Raw genomic sequence first — 13,365 nt, 5'->3', positions numbered from 1 at the left:
ACTATTAATTTAGAAATAAATGTATATTAAGGAGAAATTTTTATGAAAAAAACATCTTTTGGAACTCTTATTTACTATTTAAAAAAGGAAAATAAACTCCTTGTTCTATTTTTAGGTGTGAGATTAGCTATGACTGCTATTGATATTTACTCACCACTTTTAATTAAAAATTTAATAGATGACGCTCTTCCCTCTAAAAATATTGATTTACTGTTAAAATTTTCAGTTGTATTGATTGTTCTTTATATTTTACGTTTGGTTTTTGCAGTAAACTCTCAAGCAAACGGTAAACTAATGGGAAGCAAAATAAAACAAAGTATGAGAAACGATCTATTAAAAAAACTTTTAAACCAACCTAGTGAGTTTTTTAAAAAAAATCAAAGTGGTGATTTAATCTCTCGAGTTATCAATGACTTAGACAGTGTTTCTACTCTTTGCCACAGAGGGTTAGAGGACTTTATATTTTCAGTTATAACTATTATTGCCTCTATCTTTATAATGATAGATTTTGATTTAAAACTTTCATTGATTACCCTATTTCCTTTGCCACTAACGTTAATATTTGTTTATAAAGAAAATAAAAAAATGAAAGCAGGTCATAGAAGCGTTCGAAAAAATTCAGGTTTGTTATCAGCTAATCTTCATGATATTTTAAGAACTATCTCTTTTTTAAAAGATAATTACTTAGAAAACTATGCTCAAAAAAGATTTCTTGAAAAAAACGCTACTCTTTTAGAAAGTGAAAAGAAAAATATGATTCCATCCAGTTTAATTGTTTCAGGAGTAACTTTTTACTCCAATATAACTCAACTTATAATTATTCTTGCTGGTGGATATTTGTATATAAAAGATGGAGTTACTATGGGAATCATCTTATCTTTCTTACTTTTAGTTGATCGTTTTAGACTTAGAATTATGAGAATGGTTGGACTTGTTGATATCTATCAAAAAGGAATATCAGGAGTTAATAGATTTAGTGAAATTATAAATCTTAATAATAGGGTAGACGGAGAAATACCTCTAATAGAACCTATTACATCAATTGAATTTAAAAATATCGGTTTTTCTTACAATGAAAAATCTATTTTACAAAACTTTAATTTAAAAATTGGAAAAGGAGAAAAAATAGCTTTAGTAGGTGAAAGTGGAATTGGAAAAAGTACCACTGCATCTCTTTTAAAAAGAGCTTTACTTCCTACAAATGGAGATATTTTAATTAATAATATTCCATTAAATAAAATAACTTTCAAGACATATTTAGAACGACTGGGAATTGTAGATCAAAGTGATTATATTATAAATGGAAGTCTAATTGATAACATTACTCTTGTTAAAGAAAATTATACTGAAGATGAATTAAATTTTGCAATTGAAAAATCATACGTATATGAAATCTTTGATAAATTTCCTCAAGAGGAAAATACTATAATTGGTGAGGGTGGAGTTCATGTAAGCTCTGGACAAAGACAAAAGATTGCTATGGCTAGATTATTTTTAAAAAATCCCGATTTAATTCTTTTAGATGAAGCAACTAATGCCTTGGATATTATCAATGAAAAATCTATTTTAAAAAATATTAAAGAGGAATATGATGATAGAATTGTTATTGCAATAACCCACAGACTTAGTATTCTTGAAGATTTTGATAAAATCTATGTCTTAGGAGAAGATAATATTGTTGAATCTGGTTCATTTAAAGAACTTCTAAAATTAGAAGGTAAATTCTATAGGTTATATCATGGAATTAGATAAAGTAAAAGCCACCTTCAAGGTGGCTTTTTTTATTATTACTCAATCTCAGAAGAGTTTGCTTCACTTCCTGCTTCCATATCTTGATAAACTTCATGATTTAAGTTTCCTAAACTCTTATCAACCATCAATGCATTTGTAACTGATCCAATTACATTTAACATTGTTCTAGGCATATCGATAATAGGATCGATAGCTAAAATTGGATTAATTAGAGGGAACATAGCCGCTAATCCAGTTCCTGATAAAGCAACTGAAGCTGCCATTGTTGCTGTTCCTGGAATTCCTGCAATTCCTAATGAACTGATTGCCACAACAATCACAGACATTACTATTAATGTTGCATCAATTGAATGTCCACTCATATTTGTAACGAATACGATAGTCAATGCTGGGAATATTCCTGCACAACCTTGCATTCCTGCTGTTGTACCAAAACTTGCAACAAAACTTGCTGTTGATTCGCTAACACCTAATTTATTAGTTAATGTTGAAATTGTTACTGGTAAACATCCAACACTTGATCTAGATGTAAATGCTAAAATCATTAAAGAGATACTCTTCTTAACATATGTAAATGGATTTAATCCAAAGAATGATACTGCTATCATCTGTATTACAAACATAACTGCTGTTGCTAAGTATAAAACTGCGATAAATTTTCCTACTTCTGCTATTGCTCCGATACCTTTTTGTGCAATTGTATTTGCCAATAATGGTACTACTGCTAAAGGCATCCATCTAATAATACTCATTGCCATTGACACTATAATCTTTTGAGAAGCATTTATTAAATCAAAGAATGGCTTTACAGTATCCATATATTTCTTTGACATTCTCTTTGCTGCTACTCCAACAACTGCTGAGAATATAACTAACCCAACGATGTTTAACTTAACCATTGCTTCAACTGGATTTGAAGGGATAAGAGCTTTTAATGTATCAACGATATTACTAACCTCTCTAATTTTTCCTCCACCTGCTGTTGCTACAGCTTGTACTGCATCATTCGAAACCTTTCCAACTTCAAATAGATTTCCTAAAAGTAATCCTACACCTACAGAAATTGCAACCATTACTAAAGTAATGATTAAACTTTTCTTTACTAAATCTCCTAAATTAGCATCCTCTTTCATGTTAATAATAACATGTATAATTGATACTATAACTAATGGAATAACTAACATTCTAATCAAAGAGATGAACCCTCCACCAAGTAAGCTATACCATAGTGTTGTCTCTTTTACGAATGTTAAATTCATTGGGTTCTCTGGGAATCCAGCTACAAATTGAATTGCTAATCCTAAAATTAAACCAACAACTGTTGCAACCATAACTTTTGCTGAAAAGTTAAATTTTTTCTTTGGTAACATATTTATTAGAAATAAAATTACTAATAAAGCTACTAAGAAACCAACAGTTTTCAAATCACTAATCATTAAAAATTGTTCAAAAAATACATTGTTCATTGTTTTTTTCTCCTGTTTCTATAATTTAATTTTTATTGAAGCCTATTTTATTTTGCCACATTCCCAGCTACGTTCATTACATCCCAAGTTCTAGCAAATGGTGGAGCATAGCAAAAATCCATCATTCCAATCTCATCTACTGTTAACTTAGCATAAATCGCTGTTGCTAAAGAATCCACTCTTAAAACTGCACCTTTTTTACCTGCAATTTGTCCTCCTAAAAGAACTCTTGTATCTGCATCATAAATTAACTTCACAAATATATCCTCTCTACCTGGATAGTAGTTTGTTTGATTTTTATCTTTTATAAATACAGTTTTATAATTTATTCCCATTTTTATGGCTTCAGCTTCTGTTATTCCAGTTCTTCCAGCTTCTACATCCATAACTTTTACTGCTGCTGATCCTAAAGTTCCTTGGAACTCAGTTTCTACTCCAGCTAAGTTTTCTCCAACTATTCTACCAATTTTATTAGCAGTTGTTGCTAGCGGAATATATACATTTTCTTTTCTTACTAAATGAGGAACTGTTGCACAATCTCCTGCTGAATAGATTGAATCAATACTTGTTCTTCCGTGGCTATCTATTACTAAAGCTCCATTTCCTAGCATTTCAATTCCTGTTTCTTTTAAGAAAGCTGTATTTGGTCTTACTCCTGTTGATACAACAACTATATCAGCTGGGTATTCACCTTTGTTAGTTTTTACTTTTACAACTTTTCCATTTTCTTCTACAATCTCTTGTACAATCTCTTCTAAATGTAGTTCTATACCCTCGTGAGCTCTTATTTCCTCTTCCATAACATCAGTTATCTCTTTATCAAAACTTTCTAAAAGAACTCTATCACCTAATTGAATTATTCTAACACTTCTTTTTCCTAAATGTTTAGCTGCTTCAGCTACTTCAAGTCCAATGTATCCAGCTCCAACTATAACTATATCTTGGTTCTCATCTTTTAACATCTCTTCTTTCAAGATTATACCATCTGTATAATCTTTTAAAGTATATACACCTTTAGTAGATAAATTTTTAATCGGTGGCATTATTGCATGAGCTCCTGTAGCTACCATTAATTTATCGTAATTGTCTATAAAAGTTTCACCTGTTACTAAATCTTTAACTGTTACCTCTTTTTTATTTACATCAATTGCTATAACTTCGTGCTTTATTTTTATGTTCATTCCAGCTTCTATGAATTTCTCTACAGGTCTTGCTATCATGTTGTTTGGACTTTCAAAAAAGTTTCCAACATAATATGGAAGTCCACAAGCTCCCCATGAAACAACCTCAGTTTTTTCATAAATTACCAACTCTGCTTCCTTGTTAAGTCTACTTGCTTTTGCTGCAGCTGACATTCCAGCAGCAACTCCACCGATTATTATTATTTTCATTTTTCCTCCTAAAACCATATATTAAAACTAATTATTTAACATTATTTCTAAAATAACTTCGTCTGTTTGTCTTAATCCTTCGTGAGCTAGAACTTTTACGTTAGCTAAAGTTGCTTCTACATCTTTACCAACTATTCCTTCTCCATATTCAAAATTCTTTTTCTTTTTAGATAAATAGTATGAATCAAATGCCATTCCAATTGAACTTGCTATTTTTGTTGCACAAGAGCTCTTTGCTCCATCACATAGCATTCCTGATAATGTTGCTAAAGTTGTTTCAATTGCTGCATCTATTCTATCTAAAGGCATTCCATCTAAAAATGCTAAAGCACCAGCTACTCCTCCACCAGCACAAACAACTCCACAATATGCTGATAATCTTCCAACATTTGACTTAATATGAATTGTTGTTAAATGTGAGAAGAATAATCCTCTTATTAGCTGCTCATGTGTTAATCCTTTTTCTTCACAATACTTTATAACTGGTAAAGATGCAGACATACCTTGATTTCCACTTCCACTTGTTGTCATTACTGGCATAGAGCATCCATTCATTCTTGCGTCACTTCCAGCACTTGCAAAACTTACAATCTTATTTTTTAAATCTTTACCGTAAACTCCCTCTTGCATACCTTCGTATAAGCTTTTACCCATACTTATTCCATAATCATTTTTTAAACCCTCATTTGCAATAGCTGAATTATAAGCTATAACTTTTTCAAAAATTGGAGCGATTAAATCTAAATCTATAGTTTTAGCTAAATCGTGGATTAATTCAACAGTTAAAAAACTTTTATCTGTCATCATATCTCCAGTAACAACCTCATCACAAGATGCTCCTTTTATTATTTCACCATTTTTTTCTATCTTAACGATATTTGTATGATAATCTTTAATCTCTATTGTAACTGTATCTTGTCCTAAAACTCCTGTAGCTCTCATATGAAGTTTTACATCTCCATCTATTTTAGTAGCTACAACTTTTTTATTATCTAAATACTCCTTAACTTCATTTAGTCTTGATTTATCAACATTTGATATAACCATTAATTCTTTTTTAGAATCTCCTAAAATTGTTCCAAGAGCCACTGATGCCTCTATCCCTACCATTCCTTCTGAATTTGGTATTTTTACACTTTTAACATTTTTTATTAAATTACCAGATAAAGCAATCTCAATCTTTTCTGGAACTCCACCTAATATAGATGTTAATTTACTTCCTATGTATGCTAAAGCTATTGGTTCTGTACACCCCTCTGCTGGAACTATCTCTTCATTTAAAATCCTTAAAATTTTATCTATCATAACTCTCAATTCCTCCTTTAAATAACTAATTATTTTATAATATATAAGTATCTAATAAGCAATTTTCATTCCAATAGATATTTTTTTTATAATTTTGTCATTTTTTATATATTTTTGTATTATTTTCTATAAACTTTAAATATAATTTAACATTTTTTGTGTAAAGTTAATTTTACTTTTTTTCATTTTGAAAAATTTTTCATTTTGAAAATTTATTTTTTCATTTTGAAAAAATCAAATATTATATTTTTGTATTTTTCTATACAAAGTTGTTAGTCCTATTCCCATTTTCTCTGCTATTCTTTTCTTTCCTTCTGTATCTCTTCCAAAAATTTTAAGTGCTTTTTCAATATAACTTTTTTCTACTACTTGAAAATCTTCCATATAAGATACATCTTTTGACTCTTTTTTTTCTACTACTATTTCACTATTTGTTTTTCTATCTTCTAATAGTTTTTCAGGAACTGTAGATAAACTTAAAATATCACTATTATCTGAAAGATTAAACATAAATTCTACTACATTCTCTAGCTCTCTTATATTTCCTGGCCAAGAATAATTTAAAAATAGTTTTTCTACCTCAATATCAATAAAACTTATATATTTATCTGTTATTCTATTATATTTTTTTATGAGATTCTTTGTTATTGGTAAAATATCCTCTCTTCTCTCTCTTAAAGGTGCTACTTCAAAAGGTATAACTTTCAATCTATAATAAAGATCCTCTCTAAACTCTTTTTCAATAATCTTTTTTTCTAAATCTACATTTGTTGCTGCAATAATTCTTATGTCTAACTCTATATCTCTATTTGAACCTACTCTTGTTACTTTTCTTTCTTGAAGAACTCTTAATATTTTAGCTTGTAAATATAAAGGCATATCTCCTATTTCATCTAAAAATATAACTCCTCCATTTGCTAACTCAAACTTACCCATACGTCCATTTTTATCAGCACCTGTAAAAGCTCCTCTTACATATCCAAATAGTTCACTCTCTAAAAGAGATTCAGGAATTGCCGCACAGTTTATAACAACAAATGGTGCATTTCTTCTTGAACTATGATAGTGTAAAGCTCTTGCTACTAGCTCTTTTCCTGTTCCACTTTCCCCTGTTATCAGCACTGTCGATTTTGAAGGTGCAACGTGTTTTATTCTCTCTCTTAATAGATTGGTAAATTCAGAATCACCTATTATATTTTCCAGCGAAACACTATTTGATGTTTCAACAAGCCCTCTAATTCCATCGTTTACCTTATTCATATCATCAAAAATAAAAATTTTCTCATTCTTTCCAAAAGCTTCAAAAGGTAGTATTTTTCCAAGCACAGTTAACTCTTTTTCTTGAACTTTTAATTTATATATCTCCTCTTCCATAAGGAAGTCGTTTTGTGAGCTTAACTGTATTTTTTTTCCAATTATTCTACTATCTGACTCTATTTTTTTTAAAGCAAAATTATTAATACTTGTTATTATTCCTTCACTATTAAATCTTAAAACACCTTTTTGAATTATATTTAATATTGTTGTAAGAACATTTTCTCTTTCTGTTTTTTCTAAACTTTCATTATATTCAATAAATCTTATACTTATCAGTTCAGCCATTTGTTCCACAAAATCTAAATAGTTTTTTAGATTTTCTAAAACCCTTTTCTTTTGATTTTCATCAAAAGAAACTAAACTTATTAAACCAATTAATTTTCCTTCATACATTATTGGAGTTGATATTTCTAACACTTCTAAACAAGAGTCTTTCTCTGAACAGCCATTACAAATCTCATCCTCTCTGGGATTTAAAATAACTGTTGTTTCTTTGGTTTCTAATGTTTTTTTATTAGCTCTTCCTCTTATTTTTTCACCTATTTTTTGAGGACCACTTCCTGTTATTCTTATAAGATTTTTATCACAAATTCCAACGTCCATTGCAAACAGCTTTGATATTGTTTTTGCATATTTTTTTAACTCATCTTTTATTACTAATAAATCAGTTTTCATTATACTCCCTTTAATTTATACCATTTTTATATATGTATATTATCAAAAATAATCACAACAGTCAATTTCAAAAAATAATTCTTGACTTTTTTACTAAAAAACTCTAATATTAATTATAGCATATGCCAATAACTAAAAAAAGAGGTGTTTTTATGAAAATTGCAGTTGTTTCTGAGAATAACAAAATTAGTCAACATTTTGGAAGAGCAGAAGGTTTTTTTGTTTATGATGGTACAAATAAGGAATACCATGAAAGTAATGGACATGGAACTATTCCTGGACAATTAAAAGAATTAGGTGTTGAATTTGTAGCTTGTGGTGGAATTGGTGAAGGAGCTTTAAATAACTTAAAATCTCTTGATATTAAAGTTTTTTCTGGACTAGAAGGATTTTGTGATGATATAGCTGAGGGATTCTTTAAACATATATTAGTTAATGGAGAAGCTGTATGTAATAGTCATGAACATCATCATGGACATCATCATGAACATGGACATTCTTGTAACTGTAAGTGTGGAAAGTAAATATGGCTAGACCTACTAAAGTTAGAAGTGTCGAATTTATTCCAAATGAAACAAAATTTATCCCTGAGGGAAGTAAAAATTGTAATATTCATTTTAATAATATAAAAATTGAAGAATTAGAAGCAATTAGACTTAAAGACTTAGAAAATTTATCCCAAGAAGAGTGTGCTGAAAAAATGGGCGTTTCTAGACAAACATTTCAAAATATCCTCAATTCAGCAAGAGTTAAAATAACTGAAGCTCTTATTATGGGGTATGGAATTCAATTGAAAGGAGGAGATTTTAAAACTCCTCATTGTCAATTTATATGTAACTCTTGTGGACAAACTTTTATTCCCACATTAAAAAAAGATTTAGATCTTTGCCCTAATTGTAATTCAGAAGATATATTTTGTACAAAAAAGAAAGTTAAGTGTAAGAAAGTTTGTAAATTGGATATAAAATAAAAAAGTGAGTCTAAACTCACTTTTTTTTATTGTTTTTCTAAAAAGCTGGAACTACTCCACCTTTATAAGTATTTTCTATAAAAACTTTTACTTTTTCACTTTGTAGAGCTTTTACTAACTTCTGGATATCCTCTTTTTTATCATCACCCTCTCTAACAGCTATTAAGTTAGCATAAGGTGATTCTTTTCCTTCAATTAATAAAGCTTCTGTTAAAGGGTTAAGTCCTGCTTCAATTGCATAGTTACCATTTACTACTGCTAAATCAACATCTTCTAATGCTCTTGGTATTTGAGCAGCATCTAAAGATTTAAATTTTAAATTATTTTTATTTTCTACAATATCAAATTCTGTAGCTAATAAATCTTGAGGATTTTTTAATTTTATAATACCATTATTATGTAAAAGAATTAATGCTCTTCCACCATTTGTAGGATCATTTGGTATCGCTACCACTCCACCTTTTTTTAAGCTCTCTATCTTATTAACTTTTTTAGAATAAACCCCTAATGGTTCCACATGAACATTACCTGCTGATACTAATTTTAAATTTTTTTCTTTAGAAAAAGTTTCTAAATATGGTTTATGTTGGAAGAAATTGGCATCCAACTCTTTTGAATCCAATAGTAAATTTGGTGTTACATAATCTGTTAATTCTATTATTTCTAACTCTATATTTTCATTTTTCAAATCATCTTTTACCAATTGTAAAAGCTGTGCATGGGGAACTGGAGAAGCTCCAACTTTTAATTTTGCCCCAAAACTTATAACCGATCCTAATAAACCTAATACTAAAACTAATTTTTTCATAACTACCTCCCATTTTTTTTCAATCTATTTGATATTAAATTTCCAATTAATTGAACCCCTTGAACTAAAACTATAATAATTAAAACTGAATAAATCATTATATCTAACTTAAACCTATTATAACCAAATCTGATAGCTAAATCTCCAAGTCCGCCACCACCAATAGCTCCAGCCATTGCAGATAAACCTATTAAATTAATGATTAATAGTGTGATTCCTTGAATTAATGATGGCAATGACTCGGGAATCATTACCCTAGTTATTATTGTGAAATTATTAGCTCCTAAACTTTCACTTGCTTCTATAACTCCCTTATCCACTTCTAAAACACAGTTTTCAACTATTCTTGCTACAAAGGGAGCTGCCGATATAGAAAGAGGTACTATTGCTGCAGTACTTCCTATTGTCGTCCCTATTATAAATCTAGATAGTGGTAATAATAAAATCATTAAAATTATATAAGGAAATGATCTTGTTATATTTATAATTCCATTTAATACTCTATTTATTCCTTTATTTTCAAATATATGCCCATCTGATGTTATTGCTGCTAAAATTCCACAAGGAAATCCTATTCCTAATGAAACCACAGCAGATAATAAAACCATATATACCGTTTCTATCGTCGCTTGTACTAACATATTAAATACCATCGTAAATAACCTCCACTCCTACATCTAAACTTGGAAACCAAGCTATTGCTTCATTTTGTTTATCCATTTCCCCTATCAATTCAACCATTAAGTGCCCTACCTGCATGGTCGATAAAAGATCAATTGCACCACCTAAAACATTTATATCCAAATTAAACTTTTTTACAGCTTTAGATAAAATTGGATCTCCAGCTACTGAGCCTAAAAACATTAATTTTATAACTTTATTTCCAGGTTTTTTTATGTATTCAATCTCCTCTTTTTCTTGAGGGGGAACATATGATATTAACTCTTTTGTAATCTCTGTTTTTGGGCTTAAAAATATTTCATATGTTTTTCCAGTTTCCACAACTTCACCATTTGACATAACAGCTACCTTATCACAAATCTCTCTAATAACTTCCATTTGATGAGTTATTAAAACAACTGTTAATCCCATTTTTTTCTGAATATCTTTAATTAATTTTAATATAGACTTTGTAGTTTTTGGATCTAAAGCAGAAGTTGCTTCATCTGATAAAAGAATATCTGGATTATTGGCTAGAGCTCTAGCTATTGCAACTCTTTGTTTTTGTCCTCCAGAAAGTTGAGCTGGATAAAACTCCTCTTTATCTTCAAGTTCTACTAACTTTAAAAGTTCTTTAACTCTTGCATCAATTTCTACTTTTGACCAACCATCAATTTCTAAAGGAAATGCTATATTCTCTTTAACTGTCCTAGATTTTAATAAATTAAAATGTTGAAATATCATCCCAATTTTTTTCCTTTTATTTAAAAGTTCTCTCTTTGAAAGCTTTGAGATATCTACTCCTTCAATCTCTATTTTTCCCGTTGTCAATGGTTCTAATCCATTAAATAATCTAATTAAAGATGATTTTCCAGCACCACTTAATCCAATGATTCCAAATATTTCGCTCTTCTCAATTTTCAAAGAAACATCTTTTACAGCATGAAATTTGTTATTATAAATTTTATTCACTCTTTCTAAAGTAATCATTTTATCCTCCCGTATAAAAAAAACTCCCATCTTAATTTTTAATTAAGATGAGAGTAAGTAAACAAGACTTCTACTTCTCCCATCTATCTGGAGTTAGCACCACACCATAATGGTAGGTTGCTGAAACGTCATTGGGCCAGTCCCTCGGTCTCTCTTGATGGTTTGCTGTATAATATCTTATTTGAAAAAAAATGTCAATATTTTTTTAAAATAAAATTTTATTTTTGTTTATAGTCATATCAATTCTCTTTTTATTCTATCATTTATACAAGATAAAAATTCATAATGAGGAACTTTTAAATGATTTATACTTTCTTCTAAGTCGTGAAATATCTCGATACTATCCCCTTCTTTTACTGAATCATCCACTAAAATAAATGAACTATCCATACTAATATGAACTATTTTAAACTTTTTATTATTGATTATAGACATAATCCCTTCACTTCTTTTGGAAAATCCATCTCCATAACCTAAACGAATTTTTGCTACTTTTCTATATTTTCCTATATTTAAATTTTCTTTTTTTTCATATCCTATATATTTTAAATCATCGATATTTTTTATATCTAATATTCTGCCATTTAACTTAAACGCTCTTTTTATACAGGGATCGTAATATCCTATTTCTTGAAGTCCAAATAGAATAGTTCCACACCTTATATGGGTACAAAATTCACCCTCTATTGAAATAACTCCAGCACTATTCTGCATATGAATAATCTCAAATCTCTCATTTCCTAACTCTTTTAACATCTGAGAAAATTTTTTTTCTATTAAAATCATATCATCATAATCTGCAGCAAAAACATGGGTACAAAGACCCTTAAATTTTAAATTTTTTTCTTTTATTAACTCTTTTAGTTTAAAAAAGTCTTTTTCTAAAATTCCATTTCTTCCAAATCCAAAATCTAATTTTAAATGTAATTGCTGTGTTGAAACTCCTTTATCTAAAAGATTTAAAAGATCTTTAAAACTATTTATTACCATATGAATATTTTTATTATTTTTTAAAATTTCTATTTCATCTATTGTTTCTAAAATAATAATATTTATATTTTCTATTTTTAACTTTAATATTTTTTCAGCTTCGCACTCTCTAGCTACTGCAAAATATTTACAACCATTTTCTGATAAAAATTTAACTATATTTTCTATTCCATGCCCATAAGCATTAGCTTTTACAACAGCTATTATATCTTTATTTCTAAGTTTTTTTAAATAGTGATAGTTATGTAGAATATTTTCTTTAGAAACCTTTATTTTAAAATCTTTTAATCCCATAACACCCTCCCTATAACTTTTTTACAATAGTATACTCTAAAAACAAAAAAAGGTGAAACAAAGTTTCACCTTTTTTATAAAGTATTATCCTAATACTTCTTCATTATATTTGTCTATTTCTGCTAAGATATCCTCTGTTGTACTCATTGACATTACTCTTTCAACTAAAGCCTCTGCTGAAGCTTTATCTATAGCCATTACATTTTTCTTTACTTTTGCAACTGAAATAGCTGACATTGAGAATGCATCTAATCCCATTCCAAATAATAAAGCTGTTGCTCTAGCTTCTCCTGCAAACTCTCCACACATTGATATAGATATTCCACCTTCATGAGCCCCATCTATTGCTGCTTTAATAGCTGCTAAAACTCCTGGATTGTATGTATCATATAAGTGAGATATTCTCTCATTTCCTCTATCTACTGCTAATGTATATTGAGTTAAGTCATTTGTTCCTATTGAGAAGAAATCAACTTCTTGTGCAAACCATTTAGCTCTAAATGCTGTAGCTGGAGTTTCAATCATAATTCCTAATTGGATATCCTCATCAAATTTTATTCCTTCAGCTCTTAATTCAGCTTTACACTCTTCTAATAAAGCTTTTGATTTTCTACACTCTTCTATTGAAATTACCATAGGTAACATTATTTTAATATATCCAAATGCTGATGCTCTTAAAAGCGCTCTAAACTGTGTTTTTAAGATTTCAGGTCTATCTAGACATATTCTTAAAGCTCTCCATCCTAA

The 13,365-nt window shown here is 29.0% G+C and carries 12 protein-coding genes and 1 riboswitch; of the genes, 3 read left to right on the top strand and 9 right to left on the bottom strand.

Going from position 1 to position 13,365, the window contains the following annotated elements:
• The first annotated feature begins 42 nt into the window (after positions 1-42).
• The gene (locus ACRC8M_RS00670) at positions 43-1,752 is read left to right on the top strand and encodes an ABC transporter ATP-binding protein (protein WP_438527358.1); all 1,710 of its coding nucleotides are present in this window, start codon (positions 43-45) and stop codon (positions 1,750-1,752) included.
• Between the two features lie 35 nt (positions 1,753-1,787).
• On the opposite strand, the gene ACRC8M_RS00665 is transcribed toward ACRC8M_RS00670, so the two are convergent.
• From ACRC8M_RS00665 to ACRC8M_RS00650, 4 genes are all read right to left on the bottom strand, one after another.
• Positions 1,788-3,218 (bottom strand): cation:dicarboxylate symporter family transporter, encoded by a 1,431-nt coding sequence (locus tag ACRC8M_RS00665; RefSeq protein ID WP_438527357.1) that lies wholly within the window; start codon positions 3,216-3,218, stop codon positions 1,788-1,790.
• A 47-nt stretch (positions 3,219-3,265) separates the two neighbouring features.
• Complete coding sequence (locus tag ACRC8M_RS00660; protein ID WP_438527356.1) at positions 3,266-4,609, bottom strand: CoA-disulfide reductase; 1,344 nt, start codon at positions 4,607-4,609, stop codon at positions 3,266-3,268.
• 27 nt (positions 4,610-4,636) lie between these two features.
• Positions 4,637-5,923: an L-cysteine desulfidase family protein gene (locus tag ACRC8M_RS00655; RefSeq protein WP_438527355.1), complete on the bottom strand. Its 1,287-nt coding sequence runs from the start codon at positions 5,921-5,923 to the stop codon at positions 4,637-4,639.
• A gap of 225 nt (positions 5,924-6,148) precedes the next feature.
• Complete coding sequence (locus tag ACRC8M_RS00650) at positions 6,149-7,906, bottom strand: sigma-54-dependent Fis family transcriptional regulator (protein ID WP_438527354.1); 1,758 nt, start codon at positions 7,904-7,906, stop codon at positions 6,149-6,151.
• 152 nt (positions 7,907-8,058) lie between these two features.
• On the opposite strand from ACRC8M_RS00650, the gene ACRC8M_RS00645 reads away from it, so the two are divergent.
• A complete protein-coding gene (locus ACRC8M_RS00645; RefSeq protein WP_438527353.1) occupies positions 8,059-8,430 on the top strand; it encodes a NifB/NifX family molybdenum-iron cluster-binding protein in 372 nt (123 codons plus the stop codon).
• Positions 8,431-8,432: 2 nt separating this feature from the next.
• Positions 8,433-8,876: a DUF134 domain-containing protein gene (locus ACRC8M_RS00640; RefSeq protein ID WP_438527352.1), complete on the top strand. Its 444-nt coding sequence runs from the start codon at positions 8,433-8,435 to the stop codon at positions 8,874-8,876.
• 37 nt (positions 8,877-8,913) lie between these two features.
• Here ACRC8M_RS00640 and ACRC8M_RS00635 read toward each other — a convergent pair whose 3' ends face one another.
• From ACRC8M_RS00635 to ACRC8M_RS00615, 5 genes are all read right to left on the bottom strand, one after another.
• Entirely contained in the window at positions 8,914-9,684 is a 771-nt protein-coding gene (locus ACRC8M_RS00635) for a MetQ/NlpA family ABC transporter substrate-binding protein (protein WP_438527351.1), read from the bottom strand.
• 2 nt (positions 9,685-9,686) lie between these two features.
• Positions 9,687-10,337, bottom strand: a complete 651-nt coding sequence (locus tag ACRC8M_RS00630; RefSeq protein ID WP_438527350.1) for a methionine ABC transporter permease — start codon at positions 10,335-10,337, stop codon at positions 9,687-9,689.
• Positions 10,327-11,334: a methionine ABC transporter ATP-binding protein gene (locus ACRC8M_RS00625; protein ID WP_438527349.1), complete on the bottom strand. Its 1,008-nt coding sequence runs from the start codon at positions 11,332-11,334 to the stop codon at positions 10,327-10,329. Before ACRC8M_RS00625 ends, ACRC8M_RS00630 begins: the two co-directional genes overlap by 11 nt.
• Before the next feature lie 76 nt (positions 11,335-11,410).
• Positions 11,411-11,498, bottom strand: a riboswitch (SAM riboswitch).
• Between the two features lie 70 nt (positions 11,499-11,568).
• Positions 11,569-12,618 carry an alanine racemase gene (locus tag ACRC8M_RS00620; RefSeq protein ID WP_438527348.1) on the bottom strand — a complete coding sequence of 350 codons (1,050 nt, stop codon included), beginning with the start codon at positions 12,616-12,618 and terminating at the stop codon, positions 11,569-11,571.
• 84 nt (positions 12,619-12,702) lie between these two features.
• Positions 12,703-13,365, bottom strand: a 663-nt coding sequence (locus ACRC8M_RS00615) for a putative PEP-binding protein (protein ID WP_438527347.1), incomplete at its 5' end; no start/stop codon positions are given.

The organism is Cetobacterium sp., assembly GCF_051653945.1.
Lineage (GTDB): Bacteria > Fusobacteriota > Fusobacteriia > Fusobacteriales > Fusobacteriaceae > Cetobacterium_A.
This window is presented reverse-complemented; position numbering and strand designations above follow the sequence as displayed.